Raw genomic sequence first — 18,657 nt, forward strand, 5'->3', positions numbered from 1 at the left:
CTTACGCTTTAGACGGTAATTCTTCGATGGTGTGATTGTGGTTGGTATAGATGCAGATATCACCTGCAATATCCAACGCTTTCACCGCGATATCGCGCGCATTCATGTCGGTATTTTCCAACAGCGCACGGGCTGCGGCCTGGGCGTACGGGCCGCCAGAGCCGATGGCAATCAGGTCGTTTTCAGGCTGAACCACGTCGCCGTTACCGGTGATGATCAGCGAGGCGTTTTCGTCAGCCACGGCCAGCAGCGCTTCGAGCTTGCGCAGCATGCGGTCGGTACGCCAGTCTTTTGCCAGCTCAACGGCGGCTTTCACCAGATGACCCTGATGCATTTCCAGTTTGCGTTCAAACAGTTCAAACAGCGTGAAGGCATCAGCCGTGCCGCCTGCGAAACCGGCGATCACTTTGTCGTTATAAAGACGACGTACTTTCTTCACGTTGCCTTTCATGACGGTATTACCCAGCGTGGCCTGGCCATCACCGGCAATTACCACCTGGCCGTTACGGCGTACACTTACTATTGTTGTCACGAGCAGACCCCCTGGTTACAGATTCGGGAAACAGAAGCCCTGAGCCTGTGCTCAGGGCTGAATTAAATGATAGATGGGGGGGATTTTGGGGGTTTCAACCCCCGGAGGCGAGTCGAATGCAGTTTGTGTGGCCAGCCACTTTCAAACGGGAAATGGTGCCGTCTGCGTTTTCTTTGCCTTTGACCGGTCCAATTACTACGCGATTCCAGCCGTTGTTGGTGGTAATGCGTGAGTCAAATCCTTCAAATGCCAGCTGAGCACGCACCGTTTCTGCCTGTTCGGCGCCTTTAAACGAACCGCACTGAACCATCCAGCGGCGTTCATCTTTTTTCTCAGCCGTCTGCTTCGGTGCCTCGGTCTCTTTGGTGACCGGCGCAGCCTGCTGCGTTTTTGGCTGTTGCGCAGTGGTATGCGCAGGCGTCTGCAACAGATCCTGATACGGCTGTGCCGTTTGCTTCTGCGGCTGCGCCTTCGGTTGCTGCTGGACAGGCTGAGTTTGTACGGTACGCGTCTGCTGCTGCGGTTGTGTACGCGGCTGCTGTACCGGCTGCGTCTGCGTCCACTGCTGCTGTTGCGTTTGCTGCTGAGCCTGACGCTGGCGCTGCAACGTTTGCTGACGCTGCGCCGGGGTTTGTTCGTTCCACGGTACTTCGTTCAGCTGCGTAGGCTGCTGGCGCATGTCCGCCTGCATCTGAGCGAGCAATTGACGCTGTTCGTCCGTCAGCTGATCGGCATTCTTTACTTCACCCCCGGCAGAAGGCTCGGTAGGCGCACGTACGCCAGGCTGGCGGCTTTCCAGCTCTTTAATGTAGCGCCAGCGCTCTTCAGGCTTCGGCGGCAGGCCGTTGCCAACGACCTTGTTACCCTGAAGGGCTTCAGACTCTTCTTTTTTATGATGCGTAATGAAGTAGAGGCCGCCAATAAAGGCCACCAGCACAGCCGCAGCAATGGCGACCATAGCTGGGGAGACAGCAGACAGGCTGCGTTGCTTGCTTTTTGAACTACTCTTTTTGCGTCGCGAAGGTGCCGGCTGGCCGCGACGTACATAATCTCGTTGTGCCACTATCGTTTCGCTGTATTTATTCGTTCGTCAGCCCGCCATGTTACTTAAGCGACGGGGCTTTGACCAGATAAGGGTGTCGAAAGGTATTTACTTTAAGTTAATGCCTGGGTAGAGCCGCGCACAATCAGCTCACAATCCAGTAGTCGTGACCCACTGCTAACTGATTGACCGTGCAGCTGATCCAGCAAAAGCAGCATCGCTTCACGGCCGATGTCATACCGCGGCTGTGCAACGGTCGAAAGCGGCGGATCGCAAAACTCCGAAAGTGAAATATTATCAAAACCGATTATCGACAGGTCCTGCGGCACGCGCAGGCCGTGACGTTTGGCGTAGGATAACGCCCCCAGCGCCATCACGTCGCTGTGGCAGAAGACCGCGGTGGGCGGTTCTGGCAAGGACAGCAATTTTTCCAGCGCCTGCCCGCCCGCTTCAAAGGTGAAATCACCGCGCGCAATGTAGTGCGGATCGACGATAGCCCCGGTACGGCGCAGCGCCTGAACGTAGCCCTGCAAGCGGTAATGACACAGCGGCATCTCTTCTGGTCCGGCGATACAGCCGATACGCTTATGCCCCAGTTCCTGAAGATAGTTCACGGCGTTGAATGCGGCGGTGAGGTTATCGATATGAACGGTTGGCAGCTCCAGCTCCGGCGCGAATTCATTTGCCATGACCATCGGCGGTAAATTGCGCTGTTCTTCAATGCTGGCATCAAACGGCAGGCGTGAGCCAAGCAGCAGCATGCCATCAATCTGCTTGGTGATGATCAGGTCGATGAACGTTTTTTCCTGCTGGTTCTGGTGAGCACAATCGCCAATCAGCACCAGATAGCCCTGGGCGGCGGCCGTGACCTCAATGCCGCGGATGATTTCGCTGAAGAAGGGATCGCAGATGTCCGGCACGATCACCAGGATGGTGCGGGATTCGTTGCGTTTAACGTTGCGCCCCATGGCTTGCGGGAAATAACCGACCTCAAGCGCCGCCTTTTCAACCCGGTTTCGGGTCGCCTGGGAGACTTTGTCAGGGTTCATCAATGCGCGGGACACGGTTGCTGTTGAGACTTGTGCTTTCTCGGCAACGTCTTTCATGGTCGCCGAGGCAACCTCTTTCCTGGACTTCAACGTCTTCTCCTCGCCTGAACACCAAACTGCGGACAGCACCATTTTTACAGATAGTTAATGGAATCGGTTACAGAATTTTCATAAAAAGTGTGAGGCGCATTAAATTTTTCGATCCGTCTTCAGCCTTCAATCGGATCGACGTCAAGAACCCACTTCACTTTTCGCGCTTCCGGCAGGGTATTGATCAGCGCCAGCGTGCCGCTGACGATCTGCTGTAAACGGATACGTGAGGGGTGCTGAAGTAAGAGTTGCCAGCGGAAACGGCCGCCGCGTTTCGGGGCGAGCGCGGGTACCGGGCCTAAAATCCACAGCTGATTATCCACCAGCGGGCTGGCTTGCAGGAGGTTTCTCAGCTGTTGCAGGAACAGCGGCGCCTGCTGGTTATTATGATCTTCCGCACGGATGATAACGTGGCTGGTCCACGGGGGAAGCTGCATCGTCTGACGTTCGGCCAGCGCCTGGTCCGCGAAGGCGTCATAGCCTTTGTGCAGCAGAGTTTGCAGCAGCGGATGTTCAGGGTGGTGCGTTTGCAGCACCACCTCGCCCTGCTTACCCGCTCGACCAGCGCGACCGGCAACCTGGGTATAAAGCTGGGCGAAACGCTCGGCGGAGCGAAAATCCGCGGAGAACAGCGCGCCGTCGACGTCCAGCAGGGCGACCAGCGTCACGTCCGGGAAGTGGTGCCCTTTCGCCAGCATCTGAGTACCAATCAGGATGCGCGCGCCGCCGCGATGCACTTCCGCCAGCTGCTGCTCCAGCGCCCCTTTACGGCTGGTGGTATCCCTGTCGATACGGGAGATGGGTACGTCCGGGAAGAAGGGCGCGAGCGCCTGTTCAAGCTGTTCCGTTCCCAGACCGACCGGCACGATGTGCGTTGAGCCGCAGGACGGGCATTGACGGGGGACCGGACGCTGGCTGTCGCAGTGGTGGCAGCGTAAATGGCGCTGAGCCTGGTGGAAGGTGTAGTAGTGATCGCAGCGCGGGCACTCCGCGATCCAGCCGCAGTCGTGGCACAGCAGCGCAGGCGCGAAGCCGCGGCGGTTCAGGAACAGGATCACCTGGTTGCCCGCCTGCAAATGCTGGCGCATGCGGCTAATCAGCGCAGGCGCTAACCCGGCCTGCACCTGCTGGCCTTTCAAATCCAGCACATGCTGAATGGCCGGGCGGGCATTCCCCGCACGGCGCGTCAGGCGCAGCATGTGGTATTTACGCTGGCGAACGTTGTGCAGCGTTTCAAGCGCGGGGGTGGCGGACCCGAGAATAATGGGGATTTGCTCGCTGTGGGCGCGGTACACGGCTAAGTCGCGGGCGTGATAGCGCCAGCCTTCCTGCTGTTTATAGGAGCTGTCATGCTCTTCATCGATTACGATAACGCCGAGATTTTTAAAGGGCGTAAACAGCGATGAACGGGTGCCGATCACAATTGCTGCTTCGCCGTTTTTCGCTTTCAGCCAGGCGCTGAGGCGCTCGCTGTCGTTCAGGCCGGAGTGCAGGACCTCAACGGGCGCATTAAAGCGTTCACGAAAACGCGCGATGGTTTGCGGCGTCAGGCCGATTTCCGGCACCATCACCAGCGCCTGTTTGCCCTGCGCGAGCACGTTTTCCAGCACGCTCAGATATACTTCGGTTTTACCGGAGCCGGTGACGCCCGCCAGCAGCCAGGCGGAAAAACGATCGGCGGCGCTGTGAATCGCGCCCACGGCGGTGGCCTGCTCGGTATTCAGACGCAGGCGATCGCCCGAGACGGAAAAGCCGTCGCGCCAGTCGTGAAGGGCAGGTGCTTCACTGGCCAGCTCGCTCAACCCTTTCTTCCTTAATGCCTGCAACGCGGTTTCGCTTACCTCAAGCTCGTCGACCTGATGGCGCCAGATTTTTCCCTGGCGCAGCGCGGCCAGCGCCTGCTGCTGTTTCTGCGAGCGCTTCAGGCTGTTAATGTCCACAGCCTGGCCCTGCTCGGTGGCAAACCAGTACCACATTGGCGCGTGGCTGGCGCTCTTGCCCTGGCGCAGCATAATGGGCAGGGCATGGAACAGCACGTCGCCAATCGGATGATGATAATAATCTGCCGCCCACAGCAGCAGTCGCCAGGTGCTGGTGGAGTAAACCGGCTCGCTGTCCAGCACCTCAACAACCGATTTCAGCTCGTTAAGCGGCAGTTCGCTGTGTTCGCTGACGGACACCACGATCCCCACGCGCTGCTGTTTGCCAAACGGCACGGTCACGCGACAGCCCGCTTTGGCGCTCATGCTGTCGGGCAGCAGGTAGTCAAAGGTGCGGGGAAGCGGAACGGGCAGGGCAACGTGAGCGACGGGCATCGAATCTTCCTGACTTGAAAAGTGGCGCGTTAGTATACACATTAGTGAAAGCGGCGTGCGGATCAGTTTGCATACGTTGGTCAAATTCTGTATGATTCGCCGCCTTTGGTGTATTTTACGCCAAAGAACTTACATTCAACATCGCGTGGTGTCTGGCGTTAGGGCTGGAAGAGCGACGCGGCCTTAACTGAGGTTCTCCCATGAAAAAAGATATTCACCCGAAATACGAAATGATTACTGCAAACTGCTCTTGCGGTAACTCTATCCAGATCCGCTCTACCGTGGGTCACGATCTGAACCTGGACGTGTGCGGCAAATGCCACCCGTTCTACACTGGTAAGCAGCGTGATGTTGCAACCGGTGGCCGTGTTGACCGCTTCAACAAGCGTTTCAGCATCCCGGGCGCTAAATAAGTTTCCCGAAAAAAAGGCACCGCAAGGTGCCTTTTTTGTATCCGCTTATCAGTATTCCCACGTATCCGGGTCGATACCCAGTTCACGCATGATCACCTTCGCCTCTTCTGGAATTTCGTCACTGCGCTCTTTGCGCAGATCGTCATCGTTCGGCAACGGTTGGCCGGTAAACGCATGCAGGAACGCTTCGCACAGCAGTTCGCTGTTGGTGGCGTGACGCAGGTTGTTCACCTGACGACGCGTACGTTCATCGGTGAGGATCTTCAACACCTTCAGAGGAATGGACACCGTGATTTTCTTGACTTGCTCACTCTTCTTACCGTGCTCAGCGTATGGGCTGATATATTCGCCGCTCCATTCAGCCATGAGATACCTTTAATCCTCTCAGTCATTAATCTAAAGGTGCAAAACCGGTAACCATCAGTTTTGAACCGTAATCTTGCGTAGTTTACCGTAGAGACGATACCGAGGCACGGATATTGCCGCTGTAGCGTGTCCTAAAGCATATAATTTTAACGGCTATTTGCACATTGCTCAATCTATACGCAAAGAAGTTTAGATGTCCAGATGTATTGACGTCCATACTTTCAATGTTTACTCTGGTGCCTGACTTTTCACCTCATTCGCCAGGAAGCCTCACCATGACGCGTAAACAGGCCACCATCGCAGTGCGTAGCGGATTGAATGATGACGAGCAGTACGGCTGCGTTGTCCCGCCAATTCATCTCTCCAGCACCTATAATTTCACCGGATTTAATGAACCCCGCGCGCATGACTACTCGCGTCGCGGCAATCCTACGCGTGACGTCACGCAGCGCGCGCTGGCGGAACTGGAAGGCGGCGCGGGTGCGGTATTAACCAATACCGGCATGTCTGCCATTCACCTGGTGACTACGGTGTTCCTGAAACCTGGCGATCTGCTGGTGGCGCCGCACGACTGTTATGGCGGCAGCTATCGTCTGTTTGATAGCCTGGCGAAACGTGGCTGCTACCGTGTGCTGTTTGTCGATCAAAACGACGAACAGGCGCTGAAACAGGCGCTTGCCGAGCAGCCGAAGCTGGTGCTGGTGGAAAGTCCAAGCAATCCATTGTTGCGCGTAGTCGATATTGCGAAAATTTGTCAGCTCGCAAGGGATGCGGGAGCGATAAGTGTAGTGGATAATACGTTCCTCAGTCCGGCCCTTCAGAACCCACTGGCACTGGGTGCCGATCTGGTGTTGCATTCATGCACTAAATATCTGAACGGCCATTCAGACGTAGTAGCAGGTGTGGTGATTGCCAAAGATCCTGAGGTAGTCACCGAACTGGCATGGTGGGCCAATAACATTGGCGTCACCGCGGGCGCGTTCGACAGCTATTTGCTGTTGCGCGGCATCCGTACGCTGTCGCCGCGTATGGACGTGGCGCAGCGTAATGCCCAGGCGATCGTGGATTTCCTGAAAACCCAGCCGCTGGTGAAGAAGCTTTATCACCCGTCGCTGCCGGAAAATCAGGGGCACGAGATTGCCGCGCGCCAACAGAAAGGATTTGGCGCGATGTTAAGTTTTGAACTGGACGGTGACGAGCAAACGCTGCGTCGCTTCCTGAGCGGGTTGTCATTGTTTACGCTGGCGGAATCCTTAGGGGGAGTAGAAAGCTTGATCTCCCACGCCGCAACCATGACGCACGCAGGTATGGCACCCGAAGCACGTGCCGCCGCCGGGATTTCCGAGACGCTGCTGCGTATCTCGACCGGTATTGAAGATTCTGAAGATTTAATTGCCGATCTGGAAAATGGCTTCCGGGTCGCAGCCAAGGGGTAATCATGAGTGTGATAGCGCAGGCAGGGACGAAGGGTCGTCAGCTGCACAAGTTTGGTGGTAGTAGTCTTGCTGATGTGAAATGTTACCTGCGTGTCGCAGGGATCATGACCGAGTATTCACAGCCGGGGGACATGATGGTTGTCTCTGCGGCGGGCAGCACCACCAACCAGTTGATTAGCTGGCTGAAACTGAGCCAGACCGATCGCCTCTCTGCGCATCAGGTGCAACAGTCCTTACGTCGTTACCAGAGTGAACTGATTGCCGGTTTGCTGCCTGCGGACGTGGCGGACGGGCTGATTAGCGCTTTTACGCACGACCTTGAGCGTCTGGCCGCTCTGCTGGACAGCGGCATTACCGATGCAGTGTATGCGGAAGTGGTTGGCCACGGTGAAGTGTGGTCTGCGCGCCTGATGGCCGCCGTGCTGCAACATCTTGGTGTGGAAGCCGCCTGGCTCGACGCGCGTGATTTCCTGCGTGCCGAACGTGCCGCACAGCCGCAGGTGGACGAAGGGTTGTCTTACCCGCTGCTGCAACAGCTGCTGGTGCAACATCCTGGTAAACGTATTGTCGTCACCGGTTTTATCAGCCGCAGCAATGCTGGCGAAACCGTTCTGCTGGGCCGCAACGGCTCTGACTACTCGGCAACGCAGATTGGCGCCCTGGCGGGCGTGTCCCGCGTCACCATCTGGAGCGACGTGGCCGGTGTCTACAGCGCGGACCCGCGCAAAGTAAAAGATGCCTGCCTGCTGCCGCTGCTGCGTCTCGACGAAGCGAGCGAACTGGCGCGTCTGGCGGCCCCGGTGCTGCACGCGCGCACGCTACAGCCGGTTTCCGGCAGCGACATCGACCTGCAACTACGCTGTAGCTACACGCCGGATCAGGGTTCCACCCGCATTGAACGCGTGCTGGCATCCGGTACGGGCGCGCGCATTGTCACCAGCCATGATGACATCTGCCTGATTGAGTTCCAGGTGCCTGCGGGCCAGGATTTCAAACTGGCACACAAAGATATCGACACCATCCTGAAACGTGCCCAGGTGCGTCCGCTGGCCGTTGGCGTACATAACGATCGTCAGCTGTTGCAGTTCTGCTATACCGCTGAAGTGGTGGACAGCGCCCTGAAAATTCTGGATGAAGCGGGCCTGCCGGGCGAGCTTCGCCTGCGTCAGGGGCTGGCGCTGGTGGCGATGGTGGGCGCGGGCGTCACCCGTAACCCGCTCCACTGCCACCGCTTCTGGCAGCAACTGAAAGGTCAGCCGGTGGAGTTCACCTGGCAGTCGGAAGAGGGCATCAGTCTGGTTGCCGTGCTGCGTAAAGGGCCAACCGAAAGCCTGATTCAGGGTCTGCACACCTCCCTGTTCCGCGCGGAAAAACGCATCGGCCTGGTACTGTTCGGGAAAGGGAACATCGGTTCCCGCTGGCTGGAGCTGTTCGCCCGCGAGCAGGTAACGCTTTCGGCGCGTACCGGGTTTGAATTTATTCTGGCAGGGGTGGTGGACAGCCGCCGCAGCCTGCTGAACTACGAAGGGCTGGACGCCAGCCGGGCGCTGGCCTTCTTTAACGATGAAGCGGTTGAGCAGGATGAAGAGTCGCTGTTCCTGTGGATGCGCGCGCACCCGTACGACGATCTGGTGGTGCTGGATGTGACCGCCAGCGAACAGCTGGCCGATCAGTATCTGGATTTCGCCAGCCACGGTTTCCACGTCATCAGCGCCAACAAACTGGCGGGCGCGAGCAGCACTGATAAATACCGTCAGATCCATGACGCATTCGAAAAAACGGGCCGTCACTGGCTGTATAACGCCACCGTTGGCGCGGGCCTGCCAGTGAACCATACCGTGCGCGACCTGATTGAAAGCGGCGACAGCATTCTGGCGCTGAGCGGGATCTTCTCCGGCACGCTCTCCTGGCTGTTTTTGCAGTTTGATGGCACCGTTCCGTTCACCGACCTGGTGGATCAGGCGTGGCAGCAGGGCTTAACCGAGCCGGATCCCCGCGTTGACCTTGCCGGTAAAGATGTGATGCGTAAGCTGGTGATCCTGGCGCGTGAAGCCGGCTACGACATTGAGCCGGGTCAGGTACGCGTTGAGTCGCTGGTGCCTGCGGGCTGCGAGGAAGGGTCCGTCGATCACTTCTTCGAGAACGGCGACGAGCTGAACGAGCAGATGGTGCAACGTCTGGAAGCGGCTAACGAGATGGGCCTGGTGCTGCGTTACGTGGCGCGCTTCGAGGCGAACGGTAAAGCGCGCGTGGGCGTGGAGGCGGTGCGTCCTGAACATCCGCTGGCGGCGCTCCTGCCGTGCGATAACGTCTTCGCCATCGAAAGCCGCTGGTATCGCGATAACCCGCTGGTGATCCGTGGCCCGGGCGCGGGACGCGATGTCACCGCCGGGGCAATCCAGTCTGACATCAACCGTCTGGCTAAGCTGCTGTAATTTCGCTTGTTCCCTCTCCCCGTGGGAGAGGGTTAGGGTGAGGGCAGCAGACCGCACTCACCCCCATCATGAACGCCCTTCATCTTCCCTGAACAAACCTCACCGTTAATGTTGATTATTTCTGTTGACGTCATCTCGCTTTTCCGTCATTTTTACATCTGGACGTCTAAACGTATAGAAGTTCACAACACAACAAACAACGACACGCGAAAGATAGAGGTAAGGTATGAGCTTTTTTCACGCCAACCAGCGGGAAGCCCTGAATCAGAGCCTGGCCGAAGTAAACGGCCAGATTAACGTCTCTTTTGAATTTTTCCCGCCGCGCACCAGTGAAATGGAGCAAACCCTGTGGAGCTCTATCGATCGCCTGAGCAGCCTGAAGCCGAAGTTCGTCTCCGTAACCTACGGCGCCAACTCCGGTGAGCGTGACCGCACGCACAGCATCATTAAGGGCATTAAAGATCGAACCGGTCTGGAAGCGGCACCGCACCTGACCTGTATCGACGCCACCCGTGATGAACTGCGCGCCATTGCCCAGGACTACTGGAATAACGGCATTCGCCACATTGTGGCCCTGCGCGGCGACCTCCCGCCAGGCAGCGGCAAGCCGGAGATGTTTGCCGCCGATCTGGTCGGGCTGCTGAAAGACGTTGCCGACTTTGATATCTCCGTGGCTGCCTACCCTGAAGTTCACCCGGAAGCCAAAAGCGCCCAGGCGGATCTGCTCAACCTGAAGCGTAAAGTGGAGGCCGGTGCTAACCGCGCGATTACTCAGTTCTTCTTTGACGTGGAAAGCTACCTGCGCTTTCGCGACCGCTGCGTCTCGGCGGGTATTGATGTCGAAATCATTCCTGGCATTCTGCCGGTCTCGAACTTCAAACAGGCGAAGAAATTCGCAGATATGACCAACGTGCGCATTCCGCTGTGGATGTCCAAAATGTACGAAGGGCTGGACGACGATCCGGAAACCCGTAAGCTGGTGGGGGCCAATATCGCGATGGACATGGTGAAGATTTTAAGTCGCGAAGGGGTGAAAGATTTCCATTTCTATACCCTGAACCGCGCGGAAATGAGCTACGCCATTTGCCATACGCTCGGTGTTCGCCCGGCGCTGTAAAGTAAAAAACCCTCATAAAATGAGGGTTTTTTAATCGAGCAGAGAGTTAAAAGGTATTAGCTATCGAATCTGTGGATTAATTCAACTATCTCTTATCGCTAGTGGTGTATATCGTAACGGTAACACTGTAAAGGGAGCATAGCGATGAGCATGTCAGACGAGACCAATAACGCGGCATCCGCCGGCAAATGTCCGTTCCACCAGGGCGGCGTCGATCATAGCGCGGGTGCAGGTACCGGCAGCAAAGAATGGTGGCCTAAACAACTTCGCATCGATCTACTTAATCAACACTCCAGCCGTTCTAACCCTCTGGGTGAAGACTTCGACTACCGCAAAGAATTCAGCAAGCTCGACTATTCCGCCCTTAAGGGCGATCTCAAAGCACTGTTAACCGACTCACAACCGTGGTGGCCTGCCGACTGGGGCAGCTATGCGGGCCTGTTTATCCGTATGGCCTGGCACGGTGCGGGTACCTATCGCTCCGTTGACGGTCGCGGCGGCGCCGGACGCGGTCAGCAACGCTTTGCACCGCTGAACTCCTGGCCGGATAACGTCAGCCTGGATAAGGCTCGCCGCCTGCTGTGGCCAATTAAGCAAAAATACGGACAAAAAATCTCCTGGGCTGACCTCTTTATCCTCGCGGGTAACGTGGCGCTGGAGAACTCCGGCTTCCGCACCTTTGGTTTCGGTGCCGGGCGTGAAGACGTCTGGGAACCGGATCTGGACGTGAACTGGGGCGATGAAAAAGCCTGGCTGACCCACCGTGACCCGGAAGCGCTGGCGAAGCGCCCGCTGGCGGCCACCGAAATGGGTCTGATTTATGTGAACCCGGAAGGGCCAAACGCCAGCGGTGAACCGCTGTCTGCGGCGGCGGCGATCCGCGCTACCTTTGGCAACATGGGCATGAATGACGAAGAGACCGTCGCGCTGATTGCGGGCGGCCATACGCTCGGTAAAACGCACGGCGCAGGTGAAGCCACGCACGTGGGCACTGACCCGGAAGCGTCGCCGATTGAAGCGCAGGGCCTGGGCTGGGCCAGCACGCACGGCACCGGTATTGGCGCTGACGCCATCACCTCCGGGCTGGAAGTTATCTGGTCTCAAACCCCGACCCAGTGGAGCAATTACTTCTTCGAGAACCTGTTCAAATACGAATGGGTGCAGACGCGTAGCCCGGCGGGCGCCATTCAGTTCGAAGCCGTGGATGCGCCGGAAATTATGCCTGACCCGTTCGACCCGTCGAAAAAACGCAAGCCAACCATGCTGGTCACCGATCTGACGCTGCGTTTTGACCCGGAATTCGAGAAAATTTCCCGCCGCTTCCTGAACGATCCGCAGGCCTTCAATGAAGCCTTCGCGCGTGCCTGGTTCAAGCTGACCCACCGCGATATGGGGCCAAAAGCGCGTTACATCGGCCCGGAAGTGCCGAAAGAAGATCTGATTTGGCAGGATCCGCTGCCTCAACCGGTGTTCCATCCGACGCAGGAAGATATTGAAAGCCTGAAAGCGGAAATCGCGGCCTCTGGTCTCTCCGTGAGCGAGCTGGTTTCCGTGGCCTGGGCGTCGGCATCGACCTTCCGCGGCGGCGACAAGCGTGGCGGCGCTAACGGCGCGCGTCTGGCGCTGGCGCCTCAGCGCGACTGGGATGTGAACGCCGCGGCGGTGCGGGCGTTACCGGCTCTGGAAGCCATCCAGCGCACCACTAATAAAGCCTCACTGGCCGATATCATCGTGCTGGCGGGTGTTGTGGGCGTTGAGCAGGCGGCGAAAGCCGCGGGCGTTTACGTCAACGTACCGTTCACCCCGGGCCGCGTGGATGCGCGTCAGGACCAGACGGACATCGAGATGTTTAACCTGCTCGAACCGGTTGCTGACGGTTTCCGCAACTACCGTGCGCAGGTGGATGTATCCACCACGGAGTCGCTGCTGATCGACAAAGCCCAGCAGCTGACCCTGACTGCGCCGGAACTGACGGTGTTGATCGGCGGTTTGCGCGTACTGGGTGCAAACTTCGATGGCAGCAAGAATGGCGTGTTTACCAACCGCGAGGGCGTGCTGAGCAACGACTTCTTCGTTAATCTGCTGGATATGAACACCCAGTGGAAGGCGACCGACGACTCAAACGAGCTGTTTGCCGGTAGCGATCGCGCCAGCGGGGAAGTGAAATACACCGCGACCCGCGCCGATCTGGTCTTCGGTTCAAACGCCGTCCTGCGTGCGCTGGCCGAAGTTTACGCCAGCAGTGATGCACACGAGAAGTTCGTTCGTAATTTTGTTGCCGCATGGGCACGAGTGATGGATTTGGACCGGTTTGACGTGAAGTAGCCATTGTGCCGGGTGGCGGCTACGCCTTACCCGGCCTACAAATTAAAGTGCCATGTAGGCCGGGTAAGCGCAGCGCCACCCGGCTTTTTTATTACTCCCACTCCTGAAGGAAACGCTGTCCGTACTGGTCCGCCACCAGCAGCGCCGCATAGACCTGATCCGGCGTTACGCCGCCAGGCATGTTGTGAATGGTTTCCCCTTCGGCACAGGACGCCTCCGCGATCAGCCGCATTTTGGCCGGAATATCCTCTTTGATATTCAGCTGCGCCAGCGTGATCGGCAGCCCAACACTGTGGCAAAGCGCGGCGACGGTCTCAATTTCTTCAACCGGCGCGTTCTCCAGTACCAGTTGCGTCAGCGTGCCGAACGCGACCTTTTCACCATGGTAGAAATGATGCGCATCCGGCACCGCCGTCATGCCGTTGTGAATGGCATGCGCCGCCGCCAGCCCGCCGCTTTCAAAGCCCACGCCGCTGAGATAGGTGTTGGCTTCGATAATGCGTTCCAGCGCCGGTGTGACCACGTGCTGTTCCGCCGCCAGCATCGCTTTCTCGCACTCTTCAACCAGCGTGTTGTAGCACAGCTCTGCCAGCGCTAACGCTGCCTGCGTGCACTTGCCGCCCGCCATGGTCGTCGCGCCGCTACGTGAGCAGGCACGCGCTTCAAACCAGGTTGCGAGGGCATCGCCAATCCCGGCGGCCAGCAGGCGTGCAGGTGCGCCTGCCACCACTTTGGTATCGACAATCACCATGTTCGGGTTGTGCGGCAGCATCAGGTAGCGATCGAACTCGCCGCTGTCGGTATAAATCACGGAAAGGGCGCTGCACGGCGCATCGGTGGAGGCAATGGTCGGGGCAATGGCCACCGGCACGTCCATAAAGTGGGCCAGCGCTTTGGCAGTATCCAGCGTTTTTCCGCCGCCGATACCCAGCACCGCCAGACAGTCAGTGCTGTCGGCCAGCTTTTTCAGGCGATCGATTTCATTTTGCGAACATTCGCCACCAAATGGTGCAATTTCGGCATGGAGTCCGGCTTTTTTAAAACTCTGGCGCAGGGTTTCTTCAGCAAAACCCAGCACAAATTTATCGCCCACCACCAGCCAGCGATTTGCCAGCGGCTTCAGGTAGTCGCCGAGGCGAGTGAGAACATCTGCGCCCTGGATGTATTTTCCCGGGGATTGAATGACACGGTCCATAACATTACTCCCTTAGTGTTTGAGGTAAATTCTGTCCTGTTCGAACTGCACTAAGAGTGACTCTACTCCCGGCGTGCCGGTCATTTGTTGCGCTACGTCTAAGGGAAACGTGATTGCCTTACCGGTGGCAAAGATTGAGGAGGAGATCAGGGAAGGGGGAAGATCGAGAAGTGCCCGGCAAGCGTAGCGCTGCCGGGCACTGAGCATTAACCGGTGTTGCGCATACCTGCCGCAACGCCTGCTATCGTTACCATCAGCGCCTGTTCAACGCGCGGATCCGGCTCTTTACCTTCCTCCTCCGCCAGACGCGAACGGTGCAGCAGTTCAGCCTGTAAAACGTTCAGCGGGTCGGTGTAGATGTTACGCAGCTGGATAGACTCGGCGATCCACGGCAGGTCTTCCATCAGGTGGGAGTCATTAGCGATATCCAGCACCACTTTAATATCGCCTTCAAGCAGCTCGCGCAGCTCTTTACCCAGCGCCCACAGCTCTGGTTTCACCAGACGCTGATCGTAGTATTCCGCCAGCCACAGGTCGGCTTTCGAGAAGACCATCTCCAGCATGCCCAGACGGGTAGAGAAGAATGGCCAGTCGCGGCACATGGTTTCCAGTTCGCTCTGCTTTCCGTCTTCCACCACTTTTTGCAGCGCCGCACCGGCACCCAGCCAGGCCGGCAGCATCAGACGGTTTTGCGTCCAGGCGAAGATCCACGGAATGGCGCGCAGGGATTCAACGCCGCCGGTCGGGCGACGCTTGGCCGGGCGCGAACCCAGAGGCAGTTTACCCAGCTCCTGCTCAGGCGTGGCTGAGCGGAAGTAAGGCACAAAGTCTTTGTTTTCACGCACGTAGCCGCGATAGAGGTCGCAGGAGATGTCAGACAGCTCGTCCATAATCCGGCACCAGGACTCTTTTGGCTCCGGCGGCGGCAGCAGGTTGGCTTCCAGGATCGCACTGGTATAGAGCGACAGGCTGCTGATGGTCACTTCCGGCAGGCCGTACTTGAAGCGGATCATCTCGCCCTGCTCGGTCACGCGCAGGCCGCCTTTCAGGCTTCCTGGTGGTTGAGAGAGCAGCGCTGCGTGTGCAGGCGCACCGCCACGACCAATGGAGCCGCCGCGTCCGTGGAACAGGGTCAGTTCAATACCGGCTTTTTCGCAGGTTTTGATTAGCGCATCCTGCGCCTGATACTGCGCCCAGGAGGCTGCCATCACGCCCGCATCTTTCGCGGAGTCGGAATAGCCAATCATCACCATCTGTTTGCCCTGAATAAAGCCGCGATACCAGTCGATGTTCAGCAACTGGGTCATCACGTCGTTAGCGTTGTTCAGGTCGTCGAGGGTCTCAAACAGCGGGGCCACTGGCAGAGCATAGTCAATGCCCGCTTCTTTCAGCAGAAGGTGAACGCCCAGCACGTCGGACGGGGTCTTCGCCATGGAGATCACATAGGCGGCCACCGATCCTTTCGGCGCATCCACGATCGCTTTACAGGTGTTGAGTACTTCGCGGGTGTCGTTGCTTGGCTCCCAGTTGCGCGGCAGCAGCGGGCGCTTGGAGTTCAGCTCGCGGATCAGGAACGCCTGTTTGTCGGCTTCTGACCAGCTTTCATAGTCGCCGATGCCGAGGTAGCGGGTCAGCTCGCCCAGTGCTTCGGTATGACGGGTACTTTCCTGACGAACGTCGATACGCACCAGCGGCACGCCGAAACACTTCACGCGGCGCAGGGTGTCGAGCAGTTCGCCGTTGGCAATGATGCCCATCCCACAGGCCTGGAGCGATTTATAGCAGGCGTAAAGAGGCTCCCAGAGCTGTTCGTTCTGGCTCAGCAGACCTTCCGGCTTCGGCAGGCGCTGGCCTTTCAGACGCGCTTCCAGCCAGGCCTGAGTGGCCATCAGCTGACCGCGCAGTTTTTTCATCAGGAAACGGTACGGTTCGCTGGCGCCTTCTTCACCGGCCAGCGCGCGCAGTTCCGGCGTCGCTTCCACCATCGACAGCTCGGAGATCAGCACCTGAATATCTTTCAGGAACAGGTCGGTCGCTTTCCAGCGGCTCAGCAGCAGGACGTGACGGGTGATTTCCGCCGTCACGTTCGGGTTGCCGTCGCGGTCGCCGCCCATCCAGGAGGTGAAGCGAACCGGCACAAAGTCGACCGGCAGGCGGTAGCCCAGGTTCTCTTCAAGCTGTTCGTTCAGCTCGCGCAGGTAGTTGGGGACCCCTTCCCACAGGCTGTTTTCCACCACCGCAAAGCCCCATTTGGCTTCGTCGACCGGGCTTGGGCGATGCTTACGAATTTCATCCGTGTGCCAGGACTGGGCAATCAGCTGGCGCAGACGGCGCATAAGCTGGTTACGTTCGTAGTCGGCAATGTCTTTGTTATCCAGTTGCTTCAGACAGTTGTTCACTTCCACCATTTTGTGGATCAGCGTACGACGGGTGATTTCGGTTGGGTGTGCGGTCAGCACCAGCTCCAGCGAAAGGGATTCCACCGCTTTTTTGATGGTCGCTTCGTTGAGGTCGGGCTGGTCTTTGAGTTTACGAAGGGTGCGGGCAATGACTTCCGGGTTGCTGGCCGCTTCGCCTTTTGGCGAAATGCTGTGGTATTGCTCAGCGGTGTTTGCCAGGTTCAGGAACTGGCTGAAGGCGCGGGCAACGGGCAGCAGCTCATCGTTAGAGAGGTTCTGCAAGGTGGTGAGCAGCTCCTGACGATTGGCCTCGTTACCGGCGCGGGAAGATTTGGACAGCTTGCGGATGGTTTCAACGCGGTCGAGGATGTTCTCCCCCAGTGCGTCTTTGATGGTATCTCCAAGCACTTTGCCGAGCATACTGACATTACTACGCAACGCGGAATATTGTTCGTTCATAAAAACCCAGTCACCCCATCATTTTTGTTTATGCCCATGCGAAAATCTTCTGGACATTATTTTGTCATCTCCCTTTATAAAGCCACGTAAAACCCCCGTCGTCAATTGCTGCGAAAACGGTTCAGCAAACGAATAAATGTGGGCAATTTACGAAATTTAATTCGTATTGCGTCAGATAAGAGATGCTTATGGGAATGTGACGAAGATCATGCGATTTGTTGCCCTCACCCTAACCCTCTCCCACAGGGAGAGGGGACTGTTCGGTGCGTTTTTAATGCCAGCAGAAGTGATGCACAATTTGGGTAATGAGTTCGCGAGTGGGCTTGATGAAGCGGGTTTCGAGATATTCGTCCGGCTGGTGGGCCTGGTTGATGGAGCCAGGGCCCAGAACCAGCGTCGGGCACAGCGTCTGAATAAACGGCGCTTCGGTGCAGTAGTTCACCACGTCGGTTTTCTCGCCGAGCAGTTTTTCCACCACCTGAACCAGCTGATGGTCAGGCGGACATTCGTAGCCTGGAATCGGCGGATGCAGTTCGGAGACCGTCAGACGGCCCGGCCAGCGCTCGCTGACCGGTGCCAGCGCTTCGTTCAGTAAGCCATCCAGATCGCTCAGCGTCATGCCCGGCAGAGGACGGATATCCATATGCAGTTCGCAGCAGGCGCAGATACGGTTGGACGCATCACCGCCGTGCAGGCTGCCGAGGTTTAGCGTCGGATACGGCACGGTGAACGCCTCGTAGTGATAGCGCTCTTTCAGATCGTCGCGCAGGGTCATGATGCGGCCAATCGCGTCATGCATCAGCTCGATGGCGTTCACGCCGCGCGCCGGATCGCTGGAGTGGCCGGACTGTCCGAGCACGCGCACCGCGGTAGAAATATGGCCTTTGTGCGCCCGAATCGGTTGCAGAGAGGTCGGTTCGCCGATGATCGCGCAGTCAGGACGAATCGATGTATTTTCAGAGAAATAACGTGCGCCCGCCATGCTGGTCTCTTCATCGGCGGTCGCCAGAATGTAGAGCGGCTTTTTCAGGGTTGTCACGTCCACGTCACGCAGCGCGTCGAGGATAAAGGCGAAAAAGCCTTTCATGTCGGCGGTGCCCAAACCGTAGAGTTTGTTGTCATGTTCGGTCAGCGTGAACGGATCGCGCGTCCAGCGGCCATCATCAAACGGCACGGTGTCAGTGTGGCCAGCCAGCAGCAGGCCGCCCGCGCCATGTCCGGTACTGGCGAGCAGGTTAAATTTGTGGCGTGTTCCGGGGACGGGCTGAACCTCAACGTTAAACCCAAGATCGCTAAACCAACCCGCCAGCAGATTGATTAAAGACTCATTGCTCTGATCCAGGGCTTCTTCCGTCGCGCTGATGGAGGGTGTGGCAATCAGGGCGCGGTAAATCTCGATAAATGGCGGTAAGTTCATTTTCATTGTTGACACACCTTAGGTCGTGATAGTATCAATATTCATGCAATAAATGTGAATAAAAATA

The 18,657-nt window shown here is 57.7% G+C and carries 13 protein-coding genes; 5 read left to right on the forward strand and 8 right to left on the reverse strand.

All coding sequences use genetic code 11. The features are described 5' to 3' along the window. Position 1 precedes the first annotated feature (1 nt). The 4 genes from hslV to priA form a co-directional block, all read right to left on the reverse strand. A complete protein-coding gene (gene hslV, locus SK50_RS02115) occupies positions 2-532 on the reverse strand; it encodes an ATP-dependent protease subunit HslV (RefSeq protein ID WP_003862036.1) in 531 nt (176 codons plus the stop codon). A 94-nt stretch (positions 533-626) separates the two neighbouring features. Further along, on the reverse strand, positions 627-1,595 hold the full coding sequence (gene ftsN / locus SK50_RS02120; RefSeq protein ID WP_017383099.1) for a cell division protein FtsN: 969 nt from the start codon (positions 1,593-1,595) through the stop codon (positions 627-629). 92 nt (positions 1,596-1,687) lie between these two features. Continuing rightward, on the reverse strand, positions 1,688-2,713 hold the full coding sequence (cytR, locus tag SK50_RS02125; protein ID WP_032651968.1) for a DNA-binding transcriptional regulator CytR: 1,026 nt from the start codon (positions 2,711-2,713) through the stop codon (positions 1,688-1,690). Positions 2,714-2,832: 119 nt separating this feature from the next. After that, on the reverse strand, positions 2,833-5,028 hold the full coding sequence (gene priA, locus SK50_RS02130; RefSeq protein ID WP_015569950.1) for a primosomal protein N': 2,196 nt from the start codon (positions 5,026-5,028) through the stop codon (positions 2,833-2,835). Between the two features lie 200 nt (positions 5,029-5,228). Here priA and rpmE point away from each other — a divergent pair, with 200 nt between their 5' ends. Continuing rightward, a complete protein-coding gene (gene rpmE, locus SK50_RS02135; RefSeq protein ID WP_003862040.1) occupies positions 5,229-5,441 on the forward strand; it encodes a 50S ribosomal protein L31 in 213 nt (70 codons plus the stop codon). 48 nt (positions 5,442-5,489) lie between these two features. On the opposite strand, the gene metJ is transcribed toward rpmE, so the two are convergent. Then, positions 5,490-5,807 carry a met regulon transcriptional regulator MetJ gene (gene metJ / locus SK50_RS02140; RefSeq protein ID WP_006179183.1) on the reverse strand — a complete coding sequence of 106 codons (318 nt, stop codon included), beginning with the start codon at positions 5,805-5,807 and terminating at the stop codon, positions 5,490-5,492. A 275-nt stretch (positions 5,808-6,082) separates the two neighbouring features. Between metJ and metB the strand changes: the two genes are divergently transcribed. From metB to katG, 4 genes are all read left to right on the forward strand, one after another. Continuing rightward, on the forward strand, positions 6,083-7,243 hold the full coding sequence (gene metB / locus SK50_RS02145) for a cystathionine gamma-synthase (RefSeq protein ID WP_015569951.1): 1,161 nt from the start codon (positions 6,083-6,085) through the stop codon (positions 7,241-7,243). 2 nt (positions 7,244-7,245) lie between these two features. Then, on the forward strand, positions 7,246-9,678 hold the full coding sequence (locus SK50_RS02150; protein ID WP_017383103.1) for a bifunctional aspartate kinase/homoserine dehydrogenase II: 2,433 nt from the start codon (positions 7,246-7,248) through the stop codon (positions 9,676-9,678). A 226-nt stretch (positions 9,679-9,904) separates the two neighbouring features. After that, positions 9,905-10,795: a methylenetetrahydrofolate reductase gene (gene metF / locus SK50_RS02155; protein ID WP_003862045.1), complete on the forward strand. Its 891-nt coding sequence runs from the start codon at positions 9,905-9,907 to the stop codon at positions 10,793-10,795. 144 nt (positions 10,796-10,939) lie between these two features. Further along, on the forward strand, positions 10,940-13,120 hold the full coding sequence (katG, locus tag SK50_RS02160; protein WP_045344673.1) for a catalase/peroxidase HPI: 2,181 nt from the start codon (positions 10,940-10,942) through the stop codon (positions 13,118-13,120). Positions 13,121-13,211: 91 nt separating this feature from the next. On the opposite strand, the gene SK50_RS02165 is transcribed toward katG, so the two are convergent. The 3 genes from SK50_RS02165 to argE all read right to left on the reverse strand — a co-directional run bounded on the left by SK50_RS02165 (position 13,212) and on the right by argE (position 18,596). Beyond that, positions 13,212-14,315, reverse strand: a complete 1,104-nt coding sequence (locus SK50_RS02165) for a bifunctional L-1,2-propanediol dehydrogenase/glycerol dehydrogenase (RefSeq protein ID WP_045344674.1) — start codon at positions 14,313-14,315, stop codon at positions 13,212-13,214. Positions 14,316-14,521: 206 nt separating this feature from the next. Continuing rightward, positions 14,522-17,173, reverse strand: coding sequence for a phosphoenolpyruvate carboxylase (ppc, locus tag SK50_RS02175; RefSeq protein ID WP_017383108.1), 2,652 nt, complete (start codon positions 17,171-17,173; stop codon positions 14,522-14,524). Between the two features lie 271 nt (positions 17,174-17,444). Next, the gene (gene argE / locus SK50_RS02180; RefSeq protein WP_048229058.1) at positions 17,445-18,596 is read right to left on the reverse strand and encodes an acetylornithine deacetylase; all 1,152 of its coding nucleotides are present in this window, start codon (positions 18,594-18,596) and stop codon (positions 17,445-17,447) included. Positions 18,597-18,657: the final 61 nt, after the last annotated feature.

Origin of the sequence: Enterobacter sp. BWH64 (assembly GCF_001037645.1) — a bacterium.
In the GTDB taxonomy this organism is placed as follows: Bacteria; Pseudomonadota; Gammaproteobacteria; order Enterobacterales; family Enterobacteriaceae; genus Enterobacter; species Enterobacter hormaechei_C.

Bases quoted from the DNA above. Each gene is read 5' to 3' on its own strand.
- priA (WP_015569950.1), bottom strand. From the start codon at position 5,028: ATGCCCGTCGCTCACGTTGCCCTGCCCGTTCCGCTTCCCCGCACCTTT.
- rpmE (WP_003862040.1), top strand. From the start codon at position 5,229: ATGAAAAAAGATATTCACCCGAAATACGAAATGATTACTGCAAACTGC.
- metJ (WP_006179183.1), bottom strand. From the start codon at position 5,807: ATGGCTGAATGGAGCGGCGAATATATCAGCCCATACGCTGAGCACGGT.
- metB (WP_015569951.1), top strand. From the start codon at position 6,083: ATGACGCGTAAACAGGCCACCATCGCAGTGCGTAGCGGATTGAATGAT.
- SK50_RS02150 (WP_017383103.1), top strand. From the start codon at position 7,246: ATGAGTGTGATAGCGCAGGCAGGGACGAAGGGTCGTCAGCTGCACAAG.
- metF (WP_003862045.1), top strand. From the start codon at position 9,905: ATGAGCTTTTTTCACGCCAACCAGCGGGAAGCCCTGAATCAGAGCCTG.
- katG (WP_045344673.1), top strand. From the start codon at position 10,940: ATGAGCATGTCAGACGAGACCAATAACGCGGCATCCGCCGGCAAATGT.
- SK50_RS02165 (WP_045344674.1), bottom strand. From the start codon at position 14,315: ATGGACCGTGTCATTCAATCCCCGGGAAAATACATCCAGGGCGCAGAT.
- ppc (WP_017383108.1), bottom strand. From the start codon at position 17,173: ATGAACGAACAATATTCCGCGTTGCGTAGTAATGTCAGTATGCTCGGC.
- argE (WP_048229058.1), bottom strand. From the start codon at position 18,596: ATGAAAATGAACTTACCGCCATTTATCGAGATTTACCGCGCCCTGATT.